Origin of the sequence: Streptomyces sp. NPDC086549 (genome assembly GCF_044746205.1) — a bacterium.
GTDB lineage: Bacteria > Actinomycetota > Actinomycetes > Streptomycetales > Streptomycetaceae > Streptomyces.
In genome coordinates this window covers 169370-194491 of sequence record NZ_JBIVBS010000012.1, presented here as the reverse complement: position 1 = coordinate 194491, position 25122 = coordinate 169370, and the positions used below count along the sequence as shown (strand labels likewise).

Genomic DNA, 25122 nt, shown 5'->3' with positions numbered 1-25122 from the left:
GCGTGATCACGAACGAACTGTGACCGATGGGTAAAGCATGCTTCTGCCCCTTTTTTATTGTTCTTTCCAATACCGGGCGGAAGCGGCTACTGGGCGGAGGCGGCCAGGGCGTCACGCAGCCGCCGGGCCTGGGTCGCCAGCCGGGACGAACCGGGCCGGGCGGCGGCCTGGGCGAGGTGCGGCAGTTCGCCGCGTGCCCCGGACCGCTCGGCGCACTCGGCGGCCACAGCCAGCAGGTCCCCGAGCCCACGGGGCGACGCGGTGGCTGGGTCCGCGAGCAGCACGGGGAGGGTGTGGCGGAGCATCTCCCAGATCGTCGCGTTCGCCCCCGTGGCCGCCGCCGTCCGGGCCGACTCGGCGAGCCGGAGCGGCTTCACCGCGCCGCAGTGGACCAGCACGCCGAGGTCCGAGCCCAGCCGCGCCGTGTCGAGCTGTCCGCGCGAGGCGAGCACCAGCAGCGCGTCCACGGCGGCGAGCCGGTCCTCCGACTGCCGGGCGCCCAGCCCGTACGCCACACACAGGTGCACGCTGTCGCCCGCCTCGCCGCCGGACTCGGCCAGCAGCGGGAGGACGCCGACGGGGCCCCGGGTGTCGTTCACGGCAGCCCTGGAGAGGTCGTGCACCATCCGTGCCGCCACCAGTTCGCGCTGCTCCGGGAGTGCGGCCAGCCAGTGCTGCCGTATCTCGTGGCTCCAGTGGGAGCAGTACGAGCCCTCCCCGTATGCGGTCAGCGGACGGCCGAGCCTTCGGTACTCCGCGGGAAGGTCCGCCTGGAGGTCGGGAAGTTCGCCCAGCTCGACCACGATCCGGGTCGCCGAGGTCCGGCGCCTGGCCAGGGGCAGCTCGGGCCCCTTCGAGGACAGCCGGCGGGCGAGCCGGTCGCCCTCCACGGTGCCGAGTGCCGCCGCCCGCCGTGCCGCCGCGGCGGCCGCCGTGGGGTCCGTGCGACGCACCCGCAGGAGCGCCTGCGCGAAGTCGGCCGCCGAGACGCGGGCGTCCAGGCGCCGGTAGGTGTCGAGGCGGTCCACCAGCTCGTCCGGCTCCAGGAGTCCCGTGCTCCAGGTGGGCGTCGACAGCAGCAGCGGCAGCGGGTCGGTGCGGAGCCGGTACGCCACCTCCCGCAGTCGGGCGCCGAACACCTGGGAGAGGCCGTCGTGTACGCAGCCGCGACCGGTCGAGTCGCTGCGGAGCCCGCGGTGGAGCGTGGCGGTCTCCACTCTTCCCCACAACGTCGCGAGGAGGAGGTCGAGACCGTCCTGGGCGCCGCCCAGCTCGTTGTGGACGTTGAAGTACGAGTTCGCGTGCCGCCACTGACCCGATTCCGCGGTGTGCCACCAGCGTCGGCCGGTCACCGGGTCGAGCGCGTCCAGCAGGGCGTCTGGGTTCTGGTACGCCTGGCGCACCAGGCCGTCCAGCACCCGCTCGAACGCGGCCACGTCACCGCCGGACGCCAGCAGCGCCCCCACCTCTTCGGCCAGTTCGACCGCCGTCCCGGGCGCCGGCGCGAGCCGCACCGGCTCCGGGGCGGGCGGCAGCACGTCCTCGTACACCGCCGGTGCCGGGTCCACCGCCGTGATGCCCAGGGCATCCGCCGCGCGGGTGCGCAGAGAGGGGGTCAACTGTTCCGTCGCGTGCGCGAGTTCGGCTCGCAGGTCGTCGGAGTCGAGTTTCTTCGTGTGGCGTTCGACCAGCTTGAGTGCCCGTTCCTGCACGTCGGTGTCCTCGTGCCCGAACGCCTGGGCCACGACGGGCAGCAGCTCCGCCGCCGCGGACGGATCGCGGGCCAGCACCTTGCCGAGCAGCACGAGCTGGGCCCGCACCAGCTTCTTCTCGGTGCGGAACAGCACGCCTTCGGACGCCTCGGCCAGCAGGCCCGTGGTCAGCTCCCCGTCCAGCGTGTGGGAGGCGAGGACCGACTGGGCGTGGGAGGCGACGGGGGAGGCGGCGTCGCGGGCCAGGGCGACCCAGTCGGCGGTCCGCTCCCGCTCCTCCTCCCGGGTGAGACCGAGCCGGACAAGCAGGGGGAGGAACACCCGGTGGTCGGTGGGGCCGCCGCCGCGCAGGAGGCGGGCGACACACGCGTCGACCACGGTCTTGCGGTCCAGGGTGCCGTCCCCGGCGAGCTCCGCGATGGCGTGCTGCCACGAGCCCGGTCCGTCGCCGAGGAGCCAGCGGATGTCCCTGAGGTCCGTGAGTACGAAGAGACCGGGCACGAGCCGGGCCAGGTCCTGTTCCCGGCGCAGCAGATCGACGAGGGTGCCCCGCTGCCGACTTGCGCTGACGTGCCGGATCCAGCCGACCACATAGGCGTCCGTCACCGGAACGTCGCAGCCCGCGCGGTGCGCGAGCCCCGACATCAGCTCGTACGGCACGTCCGCGGACACGGGCCGTTGCGCGAGCCGCTGCGCCACATCGGCCAGCCACCCCGCGTCACGGCCCTCCAGCGCGCGCAGCAGCGTCTCGGGCGACGCCCGCCACCAGCGCATGTCGGACGCCGACAGCCAGCTTGCGGCGGCCGCCGCGCCCGTGTGGCACGCCGCCCCGGCCGCATGCAGCGCGGGATGGGTGTTGCGGGACCCGATGCCCCAGGGAGCGGTCCTCCCCTCCTTGCGGAGCGCTCTCAACTCGGGCAGCACCGACCGCCGTTCGGCATCCGACATCCGCTTCACCAGACGCAGCGTGTCCTCCACCCGCCCGGCCCGCACGGCCTCGATCAGCGAACTCATCGCGCACCCCCCTCGACTCCCGCGAAGTCCAGCCCCACAGCGGCGCCCCGCCGCACCATCCGCACCGCCAGCGCGTGCTTGCACGGCCCGCGCCCGCCCCGGTACTTCGCCCACCACAGACAGCTGCAGCTGAGCACCCCCGCCTCGTCGCGCACCCGGTGCACATGCCCGTCCTCGGCGGTCACCGTCCCCAGGGGCCCGTCCAGCGCCACCGCACCCGCCTCCACCAGCGCACGGGCCGAGCGCAGCCGCGGATTGTGGCGCTCGACGCGCCCGGCGTCGTACGGCAGCTCACGGTGGAAGTAGGCGGCCTCCGCGGTGTCGTAGCCGACGCGACCGGAGGTGCCGAGGCGGACCAGGGCCGCGCGGACCCGCTCGGCGGTGAGACCGGAGGCGTCGGCGAGGTCGGCGACGTCGACGCGCGGCTCCCACGCCAGAAGCACCTCGATCAGCTCCGCGTCCTCGGCGGCTTCGTCGGTGGCCAGCGCGTCCAGGACGCCGCCCTCGCCGGAGAATCCGCGTGACGCGTCGGGCGACAGCGTGAGCGTGAGCCGCATGCCCGGCAGAACGGCCTCCCAGGCGGCGGCCGTGCCGGAGGCGCCGGCCCCGGCCCCGGCCGCGGCGCCGGTGACCGCGGGGCCGTACACCCGCAGGGCCGTCGCGTGCCGCAGGACCCGCTGGAGCGCGGCCAGCCGCTCGGGGCCGGGCAGGCACACCGCGCCCGGCACCGGCCGGGTCGTGGGCCGCAGCCCGCGGCCCACCGGCACCACCCAGCGCGGACCGCCCGCGGCACGCCCCGCCCCGCCGGCCCGGGGCAGCCCGCGCAGGAACCGCACCGCCTCGTCCGCGGGAAGCTCGGCTCGCAGATCGAACCCGGCCGCTATGACCTGGGCCTCCGCGAACCCGCGCAGCCACCGGTCCGGAAGCGGCACCTTCTTCTCGACCACCGGCCCGTCCAGCGTGGTGACGGCCAGCTCTTCAGGGCCCACGCGGAGATGGAGCGGGTCGGCCGTGCCGATCCGGGACAGGGCCTCGCGCAGGGGGTTGTTGACGTCGACGTTCGTCGTGCCGTGGCCCACCTCGCCGCCGTCGAGGCCGGGGCCGAGGACGTCCAGGCGGGCGTACACCCCGCCGCAGCCGGAGAAGGACTCGAAGCGCAGCCGGTCGCCGTTGCCGGTCACCACCGGGTCGAGCGAGGCGCGCAGCTGCGGCTGGTAGTAGCGCGCGGCCGCCACGTCGGCCACCGCGAGCAGCCCGGCGGCGGCGACCTGGGGAGAGGTCAGGAATCCCGCGAAGAACCGCGGATGGTCCTGGACGCCGGTGGGTGTCGCACCCCGGGAGGTCTCCAGTCCGAGGTGGCGTCCGTCTGCCGAGGATTCCAGCACGGAGGGTTGGCGATAGGCCACGGCCTGTACAGATCGCGTCATGGGAAAAACCGTAGAGGCGACCACTGACAACCGGCTCTGACCTGCGAAAACGCACCGCGGCGGGGGGAGTTGAGGGCCGGAGCGGCCGTGCCGCGCACCAGGGGATGACGCCGGTGCGCGGCACAGGGAAAGGGTACGGGAGTTACTGGCCGACCAGGCCCGGCTGCAGCGTCTGCGTGAACAGCACGGTGCCGTCCTGCTCGCGCAGCCGCACCGTCAGCTCACCGCTGTCGCCGTCGATGTCGACCTCGCCGAAGAACTGGTAGCCGCCGGCGGGTGAGACGTTCGACGCGGTCGGTGCCTTCACGAACACCCGCTCCGGACCGAAGGTGTTGTCGAGGGCGTTGGCGGGGAAGGCACCGGCGTTGAGCGGTCCGGAGACGAACTCCCAGAACGGTTCGAAGTCCGTGAACGCGGCCCGCGACGGCTGGTAGTGCTGGGCGGAGGTGTGGTGCACGTCGGCCGTGAGCCAGAGCGTGCCCGTGATCCGCCGGTGCTTGATGTACCGCAGCAGCTCGGCGATCTGCAGCTCACGCCCCAGCGGCGCGCCCGGGTCGCCCTGCGCCACCGCCTCGATGTTCGGCTTGCCCTCCATGGGGTCGGGCACGACCAGGCCGAGCGGCATGTCGGCGGCGATCACCTTCCACACCGCCCGCGACCGGGACAGCTCCCGCTTGAGCCACTCCAGCTGCTCGCGGCCCAGGATGCCCTGCGGGTCCACGGTCTGGTTGTCGGGGGAGTTGGCGTTGCGGTAGGTCCGCATGTCCAGGACGAACACGTCGAGCAGCGGACCCTGGCGCAGGACGCGGTGGACGCGGCCCTCCGTCGAGCCGGGCCGCAGCGTCGAGAGCGGGAAGTACTCGCTGAACGCCCGCCGGGCGCGCGCCGCCAGGACGTCGATGCTCTTCTCGGTGTAGCGGGTGTCCGAGTCGGCGATCACCTCGCCCGGGTACCAGTTGTTCCGCACCTCGTGGTCGTCCCACTGGATGACGGACGGGACCTGCGCGTTGAACCGCCTGAGGTTCTCGTCGAGCAGGTTGTAGCGGAAGTTGCCGCGGTACTCGGCGAGGGTCTCGGCGACCTTCGCCTTCTCCTCGGTGGTGATGTTCCGCCAGGTGCCGCCGTCCGGCAGGGCCTGGGTCGCCGAGATCGGTCCGTCGGCGTAGATGTTGTCGCCGCTGCAGATGAAGAAGTCCGGGTCGAGCTTCGCCATCGCGTCGTAGATCCGGTAGCCGCCGAGGTCGGGGTTGATGCCCCAGCCCTGGCCAGCCAGGTCGCCGGACCACAGGAACCGCACCCCGTGGCGCCGGTGCGCGGACACGGTGCGGAAGGTGCCCGCCACCGGCTCGCCGGCGCGCCGCGGGTCGTCCGGGTCGGCGAGCAGGACGCGGTAGTGGATCTGCTCGCCGGACGGCAGGCCGCACACCCGGGTGGTGCCGGTGAAGTCGGTGTCCTGGCCCAGCAGCGGACCGTGCCATCTGTGCGGGTTGCGGAACGACTCGGTGGCCGACGTCTCCACGATCATCCGGGCGGGCCGGTCCGAACGCACCCACACCAGACCGGAGTCGGAGGTCACGTCGCCCGCCTGCACGCCCCAGCCCGCCTCGGGGCGCCCGGACAGGGCGAATGCCGGTGCCGCGCCGAGGGCTGTGGGCAGGGTCAGGGCCGCCGACGCGGCCAGGGAGCCGCGCAGGACGCTGCGGCGGCCGGGGAACGGACGGTGTGACATCGATGTGCCTCCAGTACTCCGGTACGGGATCCGGCCAATGTGCACTGTCACAACTACTGGTGCGCCGCAGCGCACACGGAAACCACAAGTGAACAACTGACCGCATCGGCAGGGGACCCGACGTGCGCATCGGAGGGCGCCGGCCGCCCTGGCCGTCGTACGGCGGACGCCCCGGCCGTCGCACAGTGAGCGCCCCGGCCGTTGCACGGCGAGTGCCTCGGCCATCAGCCGCACGCCCGCCCGGATCCGCGCCGGTGACAGATGCGCGTGCGCGTACCCCAGGACCAGCCGCACCCCGGAATCGTCGGCGCGCGCGTGTGCGCAGGTGCTGAGCGGACGCACCGCGACTGCGGTGGCGGCGATCCGTTCCAGGAAGCGTTCGTCGGGCCCGTACCGCTCAAGCAGTTCGGCGATGGCGTGCGGGCCGGCGTGGGCGTGCAGCGGATCGGCGCGGAGCGCGCCACGCTGCTCTCCGGGCTCATCCCCCCGTGGCGGCCGCCTCCACCGCCCCGTTCGCCGGAACCGGCCCCTACGGTGTCGGCCAGGCCGCGGGCAGCGTCCTGGCCGGTGCCGGGGTCGCCTGGGGTCGGGCGCGTGGAGCGGGGTCCGGCGCCGGTCAGCGGCTGCCGTCGAGGATGACGCGCGCGACGAGCGCGGGGTCGTCGTTCATCGGGCAGTGCCCGCAGCCGGGGAGCCGCACCAGCCGGGCCCGCGGGATGACCTGCTTGGCACGGACGCCCTGGCGGCGCACCAGCAGCCAGTCCCTGGTGCCCCAGCCCACGGTGACCGGGATCCCGGGGAGGTCGTGGGTGAACTGGACGGAGGCGCCGGCCCGCAGGGTCGCGTCGAACCCGGTGGCCTGCGCCAGCGCGAGCGTCTCGGCGACCACCGCCTCGGGCGAACGACGGGCGGGGCGGGCGTAGATCGTGCTCGTCAGGGCGGTCCGGCCGGCCGCCGTGCGGGACAGCCGCTCGACCAGCGGCAGGGGGAGCCGCTGCGAGATCTGCCGCATCGTGAGCAGAACGCCGAAGGCGTAGCGCCGTTCGGCCTCCGACCAGAATCCGGCGGGGGAGAGGGCGGTGACCGACCGTACGAGCTGCTCGCGGCCCAGCTCCAGGGCCAGCAGGCCGCCCAGCGAGTTGCCCGCCACGTGCGGGCGGTCCAGCTCCAGTGCCTCGAACAGGGCGCCGAGCACGGTGTTGGTGGTGGGCAGGTCGTAGGTGAGGCCGTCCGGCAGGCCGGGGGACGCGCCGAAGCCGGGAAGGTCCACGGCGATCACATCGCGCTCGGCCGCGAGGATGTCCACCACGGGGTCCCAGGCCTGCCGGTGGTGGCCGATGCCGTGCAGCAGGACCAGCGGTTCGCCGTCTCCCACGCGCGCGTAGGAGACGGTCACCGGGCGCGGTCCCTGCGAGGTGGGGACCTTGAAGGAGACGGTGGCGGACATGGGGGTGCTCCTCGTCTGGACTGGCCGATCGACGCCGTAGACAGCTTGTCAGCAATTGCTACCGGCGGGTAGCCCCAAGCTATGGCGTGTCGCGCCGTGGCCCGGCCGTCAACGCGCCCGGCGCACCTCCAGGTTGAAGTCGGCGTGCCCGAGACTCTGGTACACATTCACCCAGAGCGGCAGGTACATCTCCAGGGACCGCGCCGCCCGGATGCCGCCCAGGTCCAGCACCCGGTGCGCCGGCCAGCCGAACTCCCCGAGCAAGGCCGTCACCTCTTCCTTGGCGCCGGCGTCCTCACCGCAGACGAACATCTGGTGCTCGCCCGGCACCCGCGCCGGATCCACCATCACCTGGCAGTTGACCGTGTTCAGCGTCTTCACCACGCGCGCGTGCGGGAAGGCCCGCTGGATCTGCTCACCCACACTGTCCGACTCCACCGGGTCCAGACGCAGCTGCCCCTCCTCGATCGCCAGGGGGTTGGACACGTCCACGATCACCTTGCCGTCGAGGTTCGCCACCCCGGCCGCCTCCAGCGCTGCCAGTGCCACCCGGCCGCCCACGGCGTTCACCACCACCTCGGCGGCCGCGGCCGCCTCCGCGAACGTGCCGGCGCTCCCCCCGGCGCCTGCGGCCCACTCCAGGGCGGTCGGATTGTCCTTCGTGCGCGACCCCAGAGTCACCTCGTGACCCAGCTCCGCCAGCTTGCCGCCCAGCGTGCGGCCCACCTCGCCCGTGCCCAGAACCGCGTACCGCATCGGCCACCTCCCGTGCGCGATCCGCCGACCACCGGCGGTCCGCCGGTCATTCTGGTCCGCGCGAGCCCCCGGACGGGTCGATTCCGCCCGGACGGCACGGGATGTGTCGGCAGGGCGACCTCGACGGGCCGATGTCGCTGCCGGGCCCGGGGTCAGCCTGTCTCCGAGTCGCGCCGGTGTCACGGACATGGCCCCGTGAGAACGCCTCGTGAACGCTCCGCGGTACACGGCCTGTGCGTTGCGTAAGGGATCGAGGATTGGTCTTGACCAAGGGTGGGGGCCGTCCTATGGTCGCAGATAAGTGCAACAACCTTTAATAAACAAGGGCGCTAAAACGCCGCCGGACCACGGCGATTGCGGAGGACAGGGTGGGGACCACGCAGCTGGAATCGGTGCCGGAACCGAAGTACTGGCACCTCAAGACCGTGCTCAGTGAGGCACTGGACTCCGAGTTCTCGGTCGGCGAGATCCTGCCCAACGAGCGCGACCTCGCCGCTCGCTTCGGGGTGGCCCGTGCCACGCTCCGCCAAGCCCTGGAACAGCTCGAACTGGAGGGCCGGCTCCAGCGCCGCCGCGGTGTCGGTACGACCGTCGCCCCGCCCCGTGTCGGCGTGGCCGTCGGTACCGAGCAGCACGCCTGGCCGGGCGCCGCCGGTGACGCCTGGCAGCCCGTCGACAGCACGCAGGCGGTGCCGCCCGCGGCCGTCGCCGCCGCCCTGGGGACCGACCCCGAGGAACCCGTGCACACCGTGCGCCGCTCCCGTGTCTCCCACGGCCAGCCGGTCGCCGCCGAACTGCTCTACATCCCGGCCTCCTCGGTGCCCGACCTGAGCGCGATCGACGCGCCGTCCGGCCCGGCACGCGCGCGTGCGGTGCTGCGCGAGCTGCAGCGCCTGGACCTGGAAGGTCAGGACCGCGCCGTGGAGCTCGGCTCGGCCCGCGCCGACGACGCCAAGGAACTCGACCGGCTCCCCGGGGCGCCCGTGCTCGTCGTCACCACCCGCTTCTTCACCCAGGGACGCACCGCGGCACTCTCCGTGGCCACGTACCGCGCGGACACCTGCCGGCTGACCTTCGGCGACTCCGGCGGAGTGGAGATCCACCACGGACCCGAGCGGCAGGCCTCGTAGGCCGTCTCCCCGCTCCAGGGCCGCCACCGGTCCTGCTCGGAGCCGCACCAGCCGTGCCCCGGAACTCCTCCGGGGCACGGCGCGTTTCTCATGCAGCCGCACGGAAAACCTGACCGCCTTCGGCGGCCGATCCGCCGCTGTGGCGCGTGCTGGGCTTCACCTGGAGCCGCGTGGAGAATCTCGTCGCCCCGGGGTCAGCGCCGCGCGGTCACCGTGCTCTCCACCGCGAACAGTTGCTCCTCCACGTGGTCGAGGGCGAGCCGCAGGGCGCCCGTGGCCACGGCGGCCTCGCCGAGGAGGGAGAGCGTCACCTTGGGGGGCCGCAGGCAGTAGCGGGCGAGTTCGTGGCGCAGCGGCTCCAGCACACCGTCCAGGCCGGCCGCCCAGCCGCCGATGACGACCAGCTCCGGGTCGAGGGCCAGGACGAGCGCCGCCACGTCGTGGACGAGCCGCTGGATGAACCGGTCGACGGCCGCGCGCGCCCGCTTGTCGCCCTCGCGCGCGAGCGCGAACACCTTGGCCACCGCCTGCTCGTCCAGTGGGTGCAGCGGCTCGTCCGTGGTGGACAGGAGCGTCTCGGGGGTCGCCTCCCGGCCCAGCAGGTGCAGCGCGCCGATCTCACCGGCCGCCCCGCCGTACCCGCGGTGCAGCCGGCCGCCGATCAGCGAGCCGGCGCCCGGACTCAGCCCGGCCAGCACCATCACGACGTCGTCCGACTCGGTCGCGGAGCCCTTCCAGTGCTCGGCGACGGCCGCGGCGTTGGCGTCGTTCTCCACCAGGACCGGGCACTTGAACGAGCGGCTGAGCCGTTCCCCGAGCCGCAGGCCCGTCCACTGCGGCAGCGCGGTGCCCAGCCGAACGGTCCCGTCGGCCTCGACGATCCCCGGCGTCCCGACCCCCACCGCGCGCAGCGAGCCGCGCGCGACCCCGGCCCGCCGCAGCAGTTCGGCGACGGCCGTGCGCAGCCGCTCGAGGCGCTCGTCCGCGTCGGCCGTCTCGTCGACGTCCTTGGCCTGCGCGCCCAGCACCCGGCCGTCCAGGTCGGCCAGGAGCGCGGCGACGCGGTGCGCCCCGATCTCCAGGCCCAGCAGGTGCCCGGCCTCGGCCCGGAACCGGAACCGCCGTGCCGGGCGGCCCTGACGCCGGGCGGCGCCCTCCTCGGCCGCCTTCTCGACGACGAGACCGGCCTCGATGAGCCCCTCGACCACGCCTTCGACGGTCGGCCGGGACAGCCCGGTCACCCGGGTGATCTCGGTGAGCGTCGCACAGTCCGTGGCACGCAGCGCGTGCAGCACCACCGCGGAATTGATCCTTCGCAGCAGCGAGGGATCGCCGCCGGTCAGCCGCCCCAACGTCCGTCCTCCCAGCTCGTGCGCGTGTTGGGCGGATCGTACTCGGCGCGGCGCGTCCCCGGCGAGGGCCCGGCACCCTGGACCCACGGGCGGACCGGATCAGCCGGGAGCCACGAAGCCCGACTCGTACGCCGCGATCACCGCCTGCGTACGGTCCCGAGCCCCGAGCTTCGCCAGCAGGGCGCTCACATGTGACTTGACCGTCTCGGTCCCGACGACGAGCCGTTCGGCGATCTCCGCGTTCGACAGCCCCCGCGCCATCAGCCGCAGCACCTCCGCCTCCCGCCCGGTCAGCCGGGCCCGCTCCAGCACGGCGCGCGCCGCCCGGTTGCCGCCACCGTCGCCGTACCGGGCGGCGAGCTCCCGGACCGAGGCCGGGAAGAGCAGCGACTCGCCCTCGGCGACCAGCCTGACGGCATGCACGATCTCGGCGGGCCGGGCCCGCTTCAGCAGGAACCCGTCGGCGCCCGCGCGCAGCGCCTCGTACACGTACTCGTCGTTCTCGAACGTGGTCACCACGAGGATCTTCGGCGGATCGCCGACGGTGCGCAGCACCGCGCGCGTGGCCTCGATGCCGTCCATGAGCGGCATCCGTACGTCCATGGCGACCACGTCCGGCCGCAGTTGCCGGACCAGCGGGATCACCGCCGCCCCGTCGGCGGCCTCGCCGACGACCTCGATGTCGGGCTGCGCCTCCAGCACGGCTCGCAGACCGGCGCGGACCAGGGGTTCGTCGTCGACGAGGAGAACGGTTACCGGCATCCGGCCAGCGTAGATCACACCGAGGGGGCGTCCTCCCGCACGGGGGTGCGCAGGGGCCTCATCTCGGGTTCGGCCTCCTCGAACCAGTCCTGGGCATCGTGGCGGAAGCCGTGGCGAGAGGCTTCGAGCGCCACCTCCCGGAACGGGCGGCCGAGGCGCACCGCCAGCGAGGCGAGCTCGGCGAGGGACACCTCGGCGCCGCTGCCCTCGCGCGGTTCGAACCGGTCCGCCTCGGCAGGGGCGAGGCACCGCGCGAGGAGATCGCCCGGCGAGGGGCTCAGGAAGGACTCGACCGGTGCTCCGATGCGGCAGCCCAGGGCCGCGAGGTTCTCGGCGATCTCGGCCGCCGGGCGGCCGAGGCGCTGCGCGGCGGCACGGACGTGCGCGGGCGGGATCACTTCGGCGGTGCTGCCGGGGTACAGCGCGTCAGGAATGTACCGGGCTATCAGGTCGTAGTCCTTGGAGGACAGCTCGTCGAGCACCGGATCGTCGTCCTGCACCGTGTAACCGAGTGCGATGAGGCGTCGGCGGACATCAGTCGGCGGGATCTCCAGGTCTTCGGAAGTGCTGAAAAGAAAGCTCCGTGCGACGGGTTTGTCCGGGTGGAGGTAGTTCCCCTGACGCTGGTAGCCGTCGCTCAGCAGAAGCAGGTCCTCGTGGGTGAGATCGGGCCAGGGGGGTCCGATGTCGGGCGGCGCGAACCCGTATGCGCGCAGTCGCCCGGTCAGGTCGTCCACGCTCAGACCGGTGATGTTCGACGCGGCGATCAAGTGCGGCGGGGGAACGTCGTCGTCCGGAGACAGCCAGGGTCCTCGCCCATCCAGATCCCGACTGAGAATGAGGCGATCGTCGTCGTCCAGAGGTGCTGTGCCCAGCTGTTGCCCGGGCACCTCGATACCCAGCTCCGCGAGGCGCTCGGCGGCCGCTGCGGGCGACATGTGCATCGCGGCGGCAGCGACGAGGACATGCCCGGTGGACAGGGCTTCGTGCTCGTGTGCGGGCGCCGATCCGTCGTGCCCTCGGTAGACCTTTTCCAACAGCCATCTGTCGCCCTCGCCGGGATCGACATGGCCCTCGGGCGGCGTCGGTACGACGTAGCCCAGTCGCACCAGATGCTCCGCTGTGTCCGCAACCGTGCTGTGGGCGTGTGCCGCCGAATAGACCAGCTGAGGCCAGGAGACGGTGTTCTCCGGGGACAGCCAGGTGTATGCGCCGACACGCCGGAGATAGGGCAGGTCTGCTTGCCCCAGGTCAGGGGCCACACACAGAGGAAGTACCCGGAAGCCCAGCGTGGCGAGCCGCTGTGCCACCTCCCCGGCGGTGGCGCCGGTTCCGTCCACCCAGTCGAGGATTCCGCCCAGATCCACGTCCTCCCCCTGATCCATCCACACGGGAAGAGTGTCGAGCGGGACGATTCCGGCGTCCGCCAGAGCACGGGGAGGCGTGTAGGAGCCGAGGTAGCGCCTGCTGTAGGGCTCTTCGCCTCGCCAGGACTCGCGGCGCCGCTGCCAGCCGGTGACGCCGTCGTGGTCGGAGTGGATGAGGAGTTTGAGATCGGTGGGCAGTGCGGTGAGAGGGCTGGATGCGGAGACGGTGTCGGTCGTGGGTCCACCGACGCCCGCGCGCAGCAGTGCCAGCAGCCGCCAGCGGACGACATACTCCGGCAGACAGGCGATGAGCAGGTGCTCGTCTTGGCTGCGTGTCTGGGAACGGGCTGGCGGCTCCCCGGTGAGGGCGTGCAGTACGAGGTCGTCCGGCAGGAACACACCGCTCGCGGCGACGGGCACCTCGAGTCCCGAGATCTCCCAGGTGATTCCGGCCGCGGCGGCACGCTCGACGCACGCCACGGCGAGCTTCTGGTCGACCTCGGCGACCTGCACCACCCAGTCGTATGTGAACACCGCACTGGTGATGAGAGCGGAGATGCTGTCGTGCTTGAGCCGCTCCACCGCCTCCTCGTCGTAGCGCTGCAGCTCGACGCGGTCGACGGAGAGGAGCTCGGGGCGCAGTTCGTCGCGGAGGTCGACGACCATCCCGAAGACGTTGTGGTCCGTCTTGATGCCGTCGGCCAGGAACACGCCCTGCCCCTGTACCCAGTACAGCCTGCCGTCGGCGGCCTTGGCCATCGGCGGTCCGGGCCGACTGGATCGCTGCACCACTCTTCCCCGTTCCTGCTGGAGCTCCAGCAGCGCCTGGACGCGGAGCTCGTTCGGTTCCCAGACGGCCGGTGCCCCTCCCGTGGAGACGACGGTTCGGTACGGAGCGATCCACAGGTGCTCGTTCAGGACGGCCAGACAGGACAGCGGAGGATCGTCGTGCTCCGGCGGGTTGAGGTAGAGGGTGACCGTGGTGCCGGCCTCCCTCGACGGGTCGTGCGGCAGCGGATCGATACGGAACAGTGTGCCGGGGCCGGCGATGGACACCCGCAGCGCCTGGCCGGGACGTCCTTCCATGCCGAAGCGGCAGGTCTCGACGGTGATTTCGTCGGCCAGCATGAAGTAGCTGAGCACGCCGATGCCGAACCGGCTGTTGGGGTGCAGTTTCAGGTCGTCGGCGTGCTGCTGCCACAGGGCCATCTCCCGTACGTACTCGGGGAGGTGCACGAAGCGTGCGCCCGCTTCGGCGAAGGCATTGCGGATCTCGCTCTTCCCCATGCCGATGCCGTTGTCGTGGCATCGCAGGTAGCGGCGGCCTTCGGCGTCGACGCCCTGGGTGAAGGTGATGGTGCCTTCCCAGTCGGGCAGATCGAGCCCCGTGCGGCGCAGGTACTCCGTGCGCAGCCCACGGTGCCGGCACGCGTCCAGAGCGTTCTGGTACATCTCGCGGACGGCCAGTGCGGTGTCCTTGTAGAGATTGCGCCCCATGAGCAGGTCGAGGACGCGTTCCTCGTCGGCGCGGAACCGGATCGCCCCGCGCAGGTGCGCCGGGGCGTCGAGATCCGCGCCGGCCCGTGCCGGCAGGCTCTCCAGCGGTCGCAGATCCCATGGCAGGTCGGTGATCTCCCCGATCTCCCGGAGCACCCCGTCCACCTGATCGCAGTACGACTCCACGGCGAGCGCTCCCACATGGTGCCGCGTGGCCGCCCGCAGCGTGATGCCCTTGCCGAGACGATCCCAGTACGAATCCTGCAGACACGCGCGGAGGTCCGGCAGGTCGATCTGGTCGCGGACCCCGAGATTCTGGACGACGACCTGGGGGAGCGAGAGCGGCGCGACCGCGCGGGCCCGGGCCAGCTTCAGCAGGACGGCGATCAGACGCTCGCGCACGTCGTGCTGGTCGGGGTGGCCGCGCGCGACGACGGCCTTGGTACGCAGTGACACGTCTCCGGCACTCGCATCGGCCTGCGACTGCGTACTCGAGCTGAGCACGGAGAACGGCGACAGGCGCAGTTCGTTGACCAGCCGGAGCAGCGGGACCGGCCCCAGCGCCTCGTCCATCCAGCTCTCCCGGCCATCGGCGGACGGAGGAACGAACGGGGCGATGACGGACGGGTGGTAGCTCTCGCCGCGGTGGAGCAGCCAGCGGTGGAACAGCCACCAGCGGATGTCCGTGACGGCGGAGGAGTTGTTCGCGCGTCGGGCCTGTTCCATGCGCCGCCGTTCGCGCGGGTAGCGCTCGGTGAACGTGGCGAACTGGGGTGGTTCCTCCCGGACCGCCGAGACTTCGGCTGCCGCGAGACCGACTTCGACGGTGTGCGTCAAGAAGGGGACGAGGGCGAGGAGCGCGGCTTCGGTGGGTTTGAGATCGGTCAGTGCTCTGGGTCTCTCGGACGGGGCGCCCTTCAGCAGCTGGGCCAGCTGAATGCTCGTGCGCTGGGCGTGGAGCGGATCGTGCCAGGGGTCGCCGGCCAGGAGCGGTTCGTCTCGCTCGTTCGATGCTGCCAGCCGGGCCGCGATGGCCGCACAGCGCTGCTTGAGCTCGGTCACGACGGCCGGCTGCGGCTCGGGGATCAGGCTCCAGGCAGCGTGTTCCGTCACGATGCGGACCCAAGGATGGTCCGCGTAGGAGCGCGGCGGCGCGTCCTCGGCACCGGGCGCGGCAGGCAGCACGACGATCTCGTCGGGTGAGGGCCCACTGGTGATCTGGTGGTCGACCTGCTGGGGACGACCACTCTTCCCGCAGAGCGTGTGCAGCTCCGTGATGCGGGTCTGCAGCGAATCCAGCAACTGGTGCAGTGCCACCTGGGGAGTCCGCTCCCCGACCAGGTCGGTCAGCGCCCGGGTGAAGAGACTGAACGCCCTCGTGTCCGCGTCGTCGCTGCCCGCGTCCCTCGCCGCGTCCCTCGCCCAAAGCGCCTTCTCCAAGGGCGAGCAGGCGAAGACACGGGCAACCCTGCGGCGCTGTTCCAGCTTCCAGTCCAGGTCCCTCTTGCGCGGCACCAGCCGAGGGCGCCCCTTGGTCTCGTGCCGCACCCCTTCGCGGCAGGTGTCGAAGAGGAAGACGACCGTGTCCGCCTCGCTGTTCGAGACCGCGCGGGCCGCCCAGTCGACGGGCACGGACTCCTCGACATGGTCGTCGTAGGGGTGCAGCCCCTCCGGTACGAGGTAGTCGCGGCCTTCGTGCTGGATGCCGTGGCCGCTCAGCACGATGAGGAGCGTGTCGCCCGGCTTGGCTTCGGCCAGCGCCTTGTTGACACTGCCGCGCACCAGGGAGCCGTTGATCCCGGTGCCGTGGTCCGTCACGAAACCGCGCGCCACCAGGTCGACACGGGCGAACCCCCGGTCCAGCAGAGCCCTGCGCAAGCGGCTCAGCTCTGCCGGGATGAAATCGAGAGAGGAGAAGTCTCCCTGGGACGACTGGTAGTCGCTCGCGCCCACCAGCAATGCCAGATAGCGCCCCATCCGGCTACTGCTTGAAGACCAGGGTGATCGCGCGTGTCCCCTGCACCTGTCCGGTGCCGATCAACTGGACACCACCGGTGGCAGAGATCTGGAAGGACAGCTGCGCCTCCTTCAGGGGCAGCGCGCCCCCTCGGGCGGCGACTTCCGCGAACAGCTGCTGCAGAGCGTCCACGGTCGCGGTGAGGTTCTTGCGGAGCGGGCCGAGCGGCACTTGCTGGAGTACGGCGTCACCACTGCGCCGCAGCAGTCCCTTGGACTCGTCGAGGAGATCCTCGATGTCGTCGGCGGACACCCACACGGGGAGGGTCGTTTCGGGTGACTCGGGCCGATCGAATGACATGAGGGCGCGGCTCCTGCTCTCCGGTCTGCTCACAGACAAGCAATGGTAGGACAACTGCAGCGAAACGGAGGGAAGTTGGCTTCATCGGGGGACACTCCCCTCCCGCAGGGCGCGGTGGCCGGGCAGGTTCACCCGGATCAGCCAGTCGCCCTCGTCCGGCCCGGTGTGCGCGCGACCCCCGAGCAGGGCCGCGCGCTCGCGTATGCCGCGCAGGCCGCTGCCCCGGCCGGGGCCGGGTACCGGGGCCGTGAGGGGGTTGCGCACCTCCAGGACGAGGGCGCCGTCGGTGACCGTGACACGGACCCGGACCGGTACGGCTCCGGCGTGCCGCAGCACATTGGTGAGCGCCTCCTGAAGGATGCGGTAGCCCTCTCGGGAGACGGGTCCGGGCACCGTGTCCAGCGCGCCGGTCACCTCGGCATCGACCTCGGCGCCGGAGGCGCGCGCCGACTCCAGGAGCCGGTCGGCGTCGGTCAGCGTCGGGCGGCCGCTCACCGGCCGCTCCGACTCCCGCAGGACACCGAGCACCCGCTCCAGGTCCTCCAGCGCGGCCCGCCCCGTCTCCTCGATGGCGCCCAGGGCCCGGTCGGTGAACTCCGGGTCGCCCGCCGCCCGCGCCGCGCCCGCCTGGACCACCGCCACGGTCAGGGCGTGCCCGATGGAGTCGTGCAGCTCGCGGGCTATGCGGGTGCGCTCCAGAAGCTGTTCGGTCCGCTCCTCCAGGGCGGCGAGCCGCTCGGCGGCGGTCGGACCGAGCAGGCGCCGGGCGGCGGTGGTGACGAGCTCGCCGAGACCGACGACGACGCCGTAGAACGCGACCACGGGGAGCGGGATCAGCAAGGCGTACGTCCAGTGCGGCTCCGCCTGGTCCAGGACCGGGACATCGACGGGCACGTGTCCCGAGGCGGCCCTGGCCAGGTCGTACGCGAGCAGCGGCAGCCACACCGTGGCGCACACGGCCGCCGCCCCCAGCGCCATCCGCACCTCCAGCCACACCACCGTGCGCAGCCGGTCCCGCCAGGTCGCCGAAGGCGTCACGGAGATTCCCGGATCCCCCTCGCCCGGCGTGAGCAGGAGCCGCGCCTGCACCCCCTCGCCCATCCGCACGGCGGGGACGAGCCCGACCGGCACCAGCACCAGCGCGGGCACCCACGGTGTCGCCATGTCGATGAACAACCACACGCTGACGACCAGCATGGGCACCCACAGGTGCAGCAGGCGCGTGTACGTCGTCCCCCGCAGCAGCGGGCGCAGGAACCGGGTCATTCGGCCATCGTGGCAGGCGCCACCGACAACGGGCCTCCCCCGAGCGGGGGAGACGATCTCCACCGGCGGGGGAGGAGCCGACTCCCGCGAACCGACAGGGTGTTGGCATGACCAGCATCGACGTACGAGACCTCAGCAAGGAGTACGGCACCCGGCGGGCCGTGGACCGGCTCACCTTCAGCGTCCGGCCCGGCCGGGTGACCGGCTTCCTCGGCCCCAATGGCGCCGGGAAGTCCACCACCATGCGGCTCGTCCTGGGCCTCGACCGGCCGACCTCCGGGACCGCCACGCTCGACGGCCGCCCCTACGCCGCGCTCCGCGAACCCCTGCGCCACGTGGGCGCCCTGCTCGACGCGCAGGCCGCGCACGGCTCCCGCACCGGACGCGACCATCTGCGCGCCCTGGCGGCGAGCAACCGCATCCCGGTCCGCCGGGTCGACGAGGTGCTGGCGGAGACGGGGCTCGCGCCGGCGGCACGGCGCCGGGTACGGACGTACTCCCTGGGCATGCGCCAGCGGCTCGGCATCGCCGCAGCTCTGCTCGGCGACCCCGAGGTCGTCATGCTCGACGAGCCCTCGAACGGCCTCGACCCCGAGGGCATCGTCTGGATCCGGGAGTTGCTCCGCCGGCTGGCGGCGGAGGGGCGCACGGTCCTGGTCTCCAGTCACCTCATGAACGAGACGGCGTCCTTCGCCGACCACCTGGTCGTCCTCGGACGCGGCCGCCTGCTGGCCGACACCCCGGTCCGGGACTTCATCGACGCGCGTGTGCGGCCCCGCGTACGCGTCCGCACGACCGACGGCACCGCCCTGGCCGGTCTGCTCTCCCGCCACGGGTACGACGCCGTCTCGAACGAGGACGGGGCCTGGACCGTGTCGCACGCGCGCGTGGAGGACATCGGCCGGCTCATGTCCGGTGCGGGCGTTCCCGTACTGGAACTCGCCGCGGAAGAGGCCACCCTGGAGCAGGCCTACCTCGATCTCACGTCCGCCGAAGCCGAGTTCACCGCACAGCCCCAGGAGGCCTGACCATGTCGTTCGCGCCCGCCCTCCACGCCGAGTGGATCAAGATCCGTACGCTGCGCTCCCTGGTCGGGAGCCTGTGCGCGGTGCTGCTCGCCACCGCCGCGTTCTCCGCGCTCGCCTCGGCCGACGCCGATGCGTCCGATCCGCTGTACTCCGCCTTCTTCGGCGTCAGCTTCGGGCAGATCGCGGCGATCGCCTTCGGCGCGACGGCCGTGTCGTCCGAGTTCCAGGGCGGTGCCCTCTGGCTGACGCTGGCCGCGGTGCCCGACCGCCGCCGGTGGTTCGCTGCCAAGGTCACGGCGATCGGGATGCCCGTCCTGGCCGTCGGCCTGGTCACCGGCCTGGTGACCCTGGTCCTGGCCAAGACCGCCCTCGGAACGGACGGACCGACCTGGACCGAAGGGCTGCGCGGCGCGGTGGGCTGCGGCCTCTACCTGACGTCGATGGCGCTGCTCGCGGCCGGACTCGCGGCGCTGCTGCGCAGCGGGATCGCGACGCTGAGCATCCTCATCCCGTTCCTGCTGATCGTGTCCTTCGTGGTCGGCGATGTGTCGGGCGGAGTCGCCGACTTCCTGCCCGACCGCGCGGGTCAAGTGGTGTTGCACGGCACCTGGGACGGCACCCTGGGGCCATGGACCGGGCTCGCGGTCACCGGGCTGTGGACGGCGGCCGTGCTGCTGGCAGGAGGCTGGAGCGTGCACCGGCGGGACGCCTGACACCGCGCCAATTGTCAGTGGTGCCCGCTTTACTGGATCACATGGACATCGCGAGGAGCCTGGCCCTCATCGAATCGCTGTGCGCCCAGGAGTTCCCGGCGGCGTACGGCAGGACCGAGCACGGCGAGAGCGGGCCCGGGTATCACATAGCCGCATTACGGACGAGCGGCGACTTCTGGGAGGGCGACGGGACGGAGCGGGAGGAGACGGAGGCCCAGTACGAGGCCGACCGGGACGGTCTGGGGGAGCGGCTCACCGAACGCTGGGGACCACCACAGGCGTTCAGCCTGTACAGCGTGCTGGAGCGGGCCATGGACGGTGAGGACATGGCCGAGCCCTGGGGCGTCCTGAGCAACCACGTTCCGGACGTCCAGCTGTGGAGGTCGGCCGAGTCGGGGCGCTGGGTCGCGTTGGGGGTCTCCCAGTGGGACAAGGAGCTCCCGTTCCAGCTCCTCGCGGTCGTCACGGAAACGGACCCGCCGTGACCCGCCGGCCCCCTGACGCGTCCCGCAACCGCCCGAACTCCTCCGCCATCGTCGCCGCCGTCCAGTGCGCGTTCAGACCGCTGGGGTTGGGCAGCACCCACACACGCGTGTCCCCGATCGTCCGCTCCTGGGGCCCGACCTGGGCCTTGCGGTCCCCGAAGGCGGCCCGGTACGCGGTCACCCCGACCACGGCCAGCCACGCCGGCCGCAGCCGCGTCACCTTCGCCGACAGCAGCCGCCCGCCCCGCACGTACTCCTCCGGCGCCAGCTCGTCGGCCCGCGCCGTCGCCCGCGCCACGACGTTGGTGATGCCGAGTCCGTACGACAGCAACTCCTGCTGCTCCGCGGGCTTCATCAGCCTCGGCGTGAACCCGGACAGATGCAGCACCGGCCAGAACCGGTTCCCGGGACGGGCGAAGTGGTGACCCGTCGCCGCCGTCATCAGACCCGGATTGATCCCGCAGAACAGGACATGGAGACCGTCCGCGACCACGTCCGGGACGGGACGGTCACGGGCGGCCTCCAGTTCCGCCTGGGTGAAGCGGGTCAGAGGATCGCCCCCGGGGTGTACCCGGCGGCCTCCGGGTGCTGCTTGACGATCTCCTCGATCCGGCCGGCGACGACGCCGACCTGGGCGGCGGCAGCGCCGGTGAAGGAGAGCTTGTCCGCCATCAGGGCCTCGAGCTGCGCGCGGTCGAGCGGGAGGCGCTCGTCGGCGGCCAGCTTGTCGAGCAGGTCGTTGCGCTCGGCGCCCTGCTCGCGCATCGCGAGCGCGGTGGCGACCGCGTTCTCCTTGATCGCCTCGTGCGCGACCTCGCGGCCGACACCCGCGCGCACCGCGCCCATCAGCACCTTGGTCGTGGCGAGGAACGGCAGATAGCGGTCCAGCTCACGGGCGACGACCGCCGGGAAGGCACCGAACTCGTCGAGCACCGTCAGGAAGGTCTCCAGGAGACCGTCGAGCGCGAAGAACGCGTCCGGCAGTGCGACCCGGCGCACCACCGAGCAGGACACGTCGCCCTCGTTCCACTGGTCGCCCGCCAGCTCGCCGGTCATCGAGGCGTAGCCGCGCAGGATGACCATGAGGCCGTTGACGCGCTCGCAGGAGCGGGTGTTCATCTTGTGCGGCATCGCGGAGGAGCCGACCTGGCCCGGCTTGAAGCCCTCGGTCACCAGCTCGTGCCCGGCCATCAGCCGGATCGTCTTGGCGAGCGAGGACGGCGCGGCGGCGAGCTGCACGAGCGCGGTCACGACCTCGTAGTCCAGCGAACGCGGATAGACCTGGCCGACCGACGTGAAGGCCTGCGAGAAGCCGAGGTGCCCGGCGATCCGGTCCTCCAGCTCGGCGAGCTTCGACGCGTCGCCGCCCAGCAGGTCCAGCATGTCCTGCGCCGTACCGACCGGGCCCTTGATGCCGCGCAGCGGGTAGCGGCCGAGCAGCTCCTCGACCCGGCCGTGGGCGACGAGCAGCTCGTCGGCGGCGGTCGCGAAGCGCTTGCCGAGGGTCGTGGCCTGGGCTGCGACGTTGTGGGACCGGCCGGCCATCACCAGCTCGGCGTACTCGCCGGCGAGCCTGCCCAGCCGCGCCAGGACGGCCACCGTACGGTCGCGCATCAGCTCCAGCGAGAGCCGGATCTGCAGCTGCTCGACGTTCTCCGTCAGGTCGCGGGACGTCATGCCCTTGTGCACGTGCTCGTGCCCGGCGAGGTCGTTGAACTCCTCGATGCGGGCCTTCACGTCGTGCCGCGTGACCTTCTCGCGCTCGGCGATGGAGGCCAGGTCGACGGTGTCGAGGACGCGCTCGTAGTCGGCGACGGCCTCGTCCGGCACCTCGATCCCGAGGTCCTTCTGGGCGCGCAGCACGGCGAGCCAGAGCTGTCGCTCCAGCTTGACCTTCTGCTCGGGGGACCAGAGCGTGGCGAGCTCGGCGGAGGCGTACCGTCCGGCGAGGACGTTCGGGATGCGGGGCTTGGCGGGCGCTGAAGTCACGTAGACGGATTCTACTGGCGATTCATGCAGGCCAGCGCCACGACGCCGTTCGGCGGAAGCTACAAGAAGCTGTAGAGGCTCCGAGACACCTACGTCACGTCGTCCGTGTCGGCCGGCTCCGCCGGCATGTCCGCGTGGTACGGCTCCGGCGCGCACCAGCAGGCGAGCGTCTTCCCACGCAGGTCAGGCACCAGCTCCAGGAGCTCCGGGCGCCCCCGAAAACGCTTGTGCCGCTTGGCCGGGCGGCCGTCCCCGGAAGAGCGGCCGGTGCGACACCCGCCCAGGTTCCCTGTACGTAGGGTATGGGGCGCATACGGTAAGGGGGGCGGCGCAATCCGAGCACCAAGGAGCACCACCCCCGATGGCCGTCAAGCCGCTCATGGACGAAGCTGTAGCCCTTGTCGCCCAGCACATGGGACGGCCGCACCCCGGGGCCGCCCAGGTCCGATGCGGGGAGCCCAGATTTCCTCCATGACGGCGGTGACCTGGGTGCAGTCGTTGGCGTTGCCGCCCGTGACGGTGAGGCCGAGCGGGCGGCCCACGCCGTCGCAGGCCAGGTGAATCTTGCTGGTCAGGCCGCCTCGGGAGCATCCGAGGGCCGGGCTGCGGAGCCCCCTTTTCGGGCGTCGGCGGCATAGTGGTGAGCGTGCACGACGGTGGAGTCGACCGACACCAGCCAGTCGATGCCGCTGGCCGCGCCCGCCTTCGCCTGGGCGGCGCGGAGCATCCGCTCGAACGTGCCGTCCGTCGCCCACCGGCGGAAGCGGGTGTGCAGCGTGGCCCACGGCCCATACCGCTCGGGCACGTCCCGCCAGGCCGTCCCGGTTCGGAACTTCCACACGATCCCGTTCAGAACCCTGCGGTCATCCAGCCGCTTACGCCCATGCAACGACTCGGGCAGCAACTGCCGGATGATCTCCCACTATGCGTCCGACAGTTCATGGCGACGTATCACCCCACCGTGATCCACCACCCAAGAGGGACTGTCGCCTCCGTGCCGCTCGATCCTCGATGTCGGAGCTACCCCCGCGTGTGCGGGGCCGACGGCGCCAAGAACCGCAAGCACTGGTCCGCGACACCTGGCAGCGGCGCTATGTGGGCCGCTTCGCTGGTTGACCTCGGCCTGCGGCGTGGACGAACCAGCCGAGCGCGGCTCCGACGGCGTACCAGAACAGGTCGGGCGTGTGGAAAGTGGAGCCCAGAACGAGGCGGGCGGCGACGCTCCGCCGGGACAGCTCCGCAGGCGCCCCGCTGAGCTGGAGGAACTCGACCGCCCAGCTGATCCCCAGTGCGATGCCGGCAGCCGTCAGGGGCTTCGCCCGGGGCGTGGCCAGGACGACAAGGGCGTAGATGAGGGTGGTGTAGAGCGCGTCCCCGGCGTACTTGGCGATGTCTCCTTCCACCCCGGCCCTGACTCCAAGCCCCACGGCCACTGTCAGCACGGCCGCCCCGGCCGCCATGAGGCGGGTGCGCACCGGGCCGCCGCCGGTCACCGGTGGATCTGTCATGCGGACACCCTCTCATCCGGCCGCGTCGGTGCTCAGCCGCTCTCGTCGTGCTCGCGCGAGCGCCGGCGCTTGGGCCGGGGACGGGTACGGTAGTGCCATTCCTGGAAATACGAGAGAGAAGCAGGTCAACTTTTCTGTTAGTGCAAAAGAATTGGGTCAAGCTTCAACCTGTATGTCGCCAAGAGTGTTTCAAGGCTGATCTCGCGGGAGAATTTCCGGCGGCCAACCCGCCTACCCGAGCCCGCTCGACACGTGACAGACCGGGCCGGTGGCAGCGGGAGGAACAGTCCGGGACGCTGCCGTGCGGGACCGCTTTGGGCGCCGCAGGATCTGTTGGAAATCGCCCCCAGTGATGGCTTTTTGGCGCATGAAGTACCCATAGTTCGGCGATGGTTAATGCTGTAGACACTTATCGGTTCGATTGCTAGCTTGATCACGGTCAACCTAATCAGTGAGCGATCGGCATAGGATGATGCACTTGCGCGAGGAAACCCAAACCGGCGGAGCATCCGCCGTAAGTCGTCGGACTCTCCTCCGAACTGGTACAGGCTTAGCAGTCGCCGCTGCGAGCGGCGGCCTTTCCATGTTCGCGGCCGGGTCGGCGTCCGCGGACGTCGGGCCGTCGCAGCGCTTCAAACTCGGCGGGGACGGTGGCAACTTCTTTTTGAACGCCCCGCTTCACCAGCCTTACTGGGCGATGCAGTCCTTCGCCTTCGACCACGTCAACGAGCATATCTACTACGTGCAGTCCAAGGTCGGGAGCACGAACGGCGACCTCTGGATGACCAGGACCGACATGGCCGGGAACATACTGGGCGCCATGGCAATCCACGGGTTCGACCACGGTTCAAATATGGCCATCGAGCCGGACACGTTTGGATCTCCGTATGTGTGGGTCGCGGGCGACTGGAGGAAGTTGCACCCGGAGGACCCCGACGACAAACCCAACAGCCACAACATCTGCCGTTTCAAGTACATCGACGGGGGCGACCTCAGCTACGCGGACTCGGCGGTCAGGAAATTCCCGATCTACCTCTCCGATTTCCATGACTGTCCGAGGCCGGCGATTGATCCCTACCACAACCGGGTGCTCCTCCGGTACATGGGGACCAACACCCCGTGGCGCCTCGCGCTGTTCGACCTCCCCACCGTCCTCAACAGGGGCTTCATCGACGACACTCCTCTTCCCCGCCTTGCCGAGCGTGAACTCCCGAGCAACAGCGATATCGGTCTCGGCCCCAACGACGACTTCCAAGGTGTGACCGTGTATGGCCAGTACGCGTACCTCCTGTACGGGGGGCATCCCGCCAACACCACGGACCCGGCCGTGCCGTCCTACCTGGTCACTCTCGACATGAACAACACCGGGACGTCGGTCAAGGAGATTTTCCAGACGCACGCGGGCGACACCTTGCTGCCCGGCCGCGAGCCCCAGGGAATCGCGGTCTACCGATCGCCGACCGGCCCCCGCCTCGCGTTCGGCTTCTCCAGCAAGTTCGCCGGCGATCCCGCCCAGTTCCGGTCGACCATCTTCTACAAGACCGAGCTCATCGATTAGCGGGACGCCCTCAGTGGTGGGCCCATGGCCGGCCGCCCCAAGCGGGCGGCCGGCCATGGGCCCGA

20 protein-coding genes are annotated in these 25122 nt (G+C 71.6%); 5 read left to right on the top strand and 15 right to left on the bottom strand.

All coding sequences use genetic code 11. From position 1 onward, the window contains the following. Window positions 1–86 precede the first annotated feature (86 nt). The 5 genes from ACIPSA_RS32645 to ACIPSA_RS32625 form a co-directional block, all read right to left on the bottom strand. Entirely contained in the window at window positions 87–2726 is a 2640-nt protein-coding gene (locus ACIPSA_RS32645; RefSeq protein ID WP_402640973.1) for a DUF6493 family protein, read from the bottom strand. Further along, entirely contained in the window at window positions 2723–4153 is a 1431-nt protein-coding gene (locus ACIPSA_RS32640; RefSeq protein ID WP_402640970.1) for an SWIM zinc finger domain-containing protein, read from the bottom strand. Before ACIPSA_RS32640 ends, ACIPSA_RS32645 begins: the two co-directional genes overlap by 4 nt. A gap of 142 nt (window positions 4154–4295) precedes the next feature. Continuing rightward, window positions 4296–5882 carry an alkaline phosphatase D family protein gene (locus ACIPSA_RS32635; protein ID WP_402640967.1) on the bottom strand — a complete coding sequence of 529 codons (1587 nt, stop codon included), beginning with the start codon at window positions 5880–5882 and terminating at the stop codon, window positions 4296–4298. Between the two features lie 616 nt (window positions 5883–6498). Beyond that, on the bottom strand, window positions 6499–7329 hold the full coding sequence (locus tag ACIPSA_RS32630) for an alpha/beta fold hydrolase (protein WP_402640964.1): 831 nt from the start codon (window positions 7327–7329) through the stop codon (window positions 6499–6501). Between the two features lie 108 nt (window positions 7330–7437). Then, window positions 7438–8085 (bottom strand): NADPH-dependent F420 reductase, encoded by a 648-nt coding sequence (locus ACIPSA_RS32625; RefSeq protein WP_402640961.1) that lies wholly within the window; start codon window positions 8083–8085, stop codon window positions 7438–7440. A 368-nt stretch (window positions 8086–8453) separates the two neighbouring features. Here ACIPSA_RS32625 and ACIPSA_RS32620 point away from each other — a divergent pair, with 368 nt between their 5' ends. After that, window positions 8454–9215: a GntR family transcriptional regulator gene (locus ACIPSA_RS32620; RefSeq protein ID WP_402640958.1), complete on the top strand. Its 762-nt coding sequence runs from the start codon at window positions 8454–8456 to the stop codon at window positions 9213–9215. A gap of 194 nt (window positions 9216–9409) precedes the next feature. Here the strand turns inward: ACIPSA_RS32620 and ACIPSA_RS32615 are convergent, their stop codons facing one another. The 5 genes from ACIPSA_RS32615 to ACIPSA_RS32595 form a co-directional block, all read right to left on the bottom strand. Then, window positions 9410–10567 carry an ROK family transcriptional regulator gene (locus ACIPSA_RS32615; RefSeq protein ID WP_402640955.1) on the bottom strand — a complete coding sequence of 386 codons (1158 nt, stop codon included), beginning with the start codon at window positions 10565–10567 and terminating at the stop codon, window positions 9410–9412. A gap of 99 nt (window positions 10568–10666) precedes the next feature. Continuing rightward, window positions 10667–11329 carry a response regulator gene (locus tag ACIPSA_RS32610; protein ID WP_402640952.1) on the bottom strand — a complete coding sequence of 221 codons (663 nt, stop codon included), beginning with the start codon at window positions 11327–11329 and terminating at the stop codon, window positions 10667–10669. Between the two features lie 14 nt (window positions 11330–11343). Beyond that, on the bottom strand, window positions 11344–16170 hold the full coding sequence (locus ACIPSA_RS32605; RefSeq protein WP_402640949.1) for a caspase family protein: 4827 nt from the start codon (window positions 16168–16170) through the stop codon (window positions 11344–11346). Window positions 16171–16174: 4 nt separating this feature from the next. Beyond that, a complete protein-coding gene (locus ACIPSA_RS32600; protein WP_402640946.1) occupies window positions 16175–16510 on the bottom strand; it encodes a hypothetical protein in 336 nt (111 codons plus the stop codon). Between the two features lie 81 nt (window positions 16511–16591). Further along, window positions 16592–17776 (bottom strand): sensor histidine kinase, encoded by a 1185-nt coding sequence (locus ACIPSA_RS32595; protein WP_402640943.1) that lies wholly within the window; start codon window positions 17774–17776, stop codon window positions 16592–16594. Window positions 17777–17883: 107 nt separating this feature from the next. Between ACIPSA_RS32595 and ACIPSA_RS32590 the strand changes: the two genes are divergently transcribed. From ACIPSA_RS32590 to ACIPSA_RS32580, 3 genes are read left to right on the top strand one after another with little or no spacing between them, the layout of a single operon-like run. After that, entirely contained in the window at window positions 17884–18804 is a 921-nt protein-coding gene (locus tag ACIPSA_RS32590; RefSeq protein ID WP_402640940.1) for an ABC transporter ATP-binding protein, read from the top strand. A gap of 2 nt (window positions 18805–18806) precedes the next feature. Then, complete coding sequence (locus ACIPSA_RS32585; protein ID WP_402640937.1) at window positions 18807–19517, top strand: ABC transporter permease; 711 nt, start codon at window positions 18807–18809, stop codon at window positions 19515–19517. Between the two features lie 41 nt (window positions 19518–19558). Then, window positions 19559–20002 (top strand): hypothetical protein, encoded by a 444-nt coding sequence (locus ACIPSA_RS32580; RefSeq protein WP_402640935.1) that lies wholly within the window; start codon window positions 19559–19561, stop codon window positions 20000–20002. Here ACIPSA_RS32580 and mug read toward each other — a convergent pair. The 5 genes from mug to ACIPSA_RS32555 all read right to left on the bottom strand — a co-directional run bounded on the left by mug (window position 19980) and on the right by ACIPSA_RS32555 (window position 23499). Continuing rightward, window positions 19980–20552 carry a G/U mismatch-specific DNA glycosylase gene (gene mug / locus ACIPSA_RS32575; RefSeq protein WP_402641352.1) on the bottom strand — a complete coding sequence of 191 codons (573 nt, stop codon included), beginning with the start codon at window positions 20550–20552 and terminating at the stop codon, window positions 19980–19982. The genes ACIPSA_RS32580 and mug overlap by 23 nt on opposite strands. Next, window positions 20549–21991 carry an adenylosuccinate lyase gene (purB, locus tag ACIPSA_RS32570; RefSeq protein ID WP_402640932.1) on the bottom strand — a complete coding sequence of 481 codons (1443 nt, stop codon included), beginning with the start codon at window positions 21989–21991 and terminating at the stop codon, window positions 20549–20551. The genes mug and purB overlap by 4 nt, the downstream gene beginning before the upstream one ends. Before the next feature lie 89 nt (window positions 21992–22080). Further along, window positions 22081–22344 (bottom strand): DUF4326 domain-containing protein, encoded by a 264-nt coding sequence (locus ACIPSA_RS32565; protein ID WP_402640929.1) that lies wholly within the window; start codon window positions 22342–22344, stop codon window positions 22081–22083. A gap of 218 nt (window positions 22345–22562) precedes the next feature. Continuing rightward, window positions 22563–22904, bottom strand: coding sequence for a transposase (locus ACIPSA_RS32560; RefSeq protein ID WP_402641350.1), 342 nt, complete (start codon window positions 22902–22904; stop codon window positions 22563–22565). A gap of 178 nt (window positions 22905–23082) precedes the next feature. Beyond that, window positions 23083–23499 carry a DUF2809 domain-containing protein gene (locus ACIPSA_RS32555; protein WP_402640927.1) on the bottom strand — a complete coding sequence of 139 codons (417 nt, stop codon included), beginning with the start codon at window positions 23497–23499 and terminating at the stop codon, window positions 23083–23085. 478 nt (window positions 23500–23977) lie between these two features. On the opposite strand from ACIPSA_RS32555, the gene ACIPSA_RS32550 reads away from it, so the two are divergent. Then, window positions 23978–25057 (top strand): hypothetical protein, encoded by a 1080-nt coding sequence (locus tag ACIPSA_RS32550; protein WP_402640924.1) that lies wholly within the window; start codon window positions 23978–23980, stop codon window positions 25055–25057. The last annotated feature ends 65 nt before the right edge of the window (window positions 25058–25122 follow it).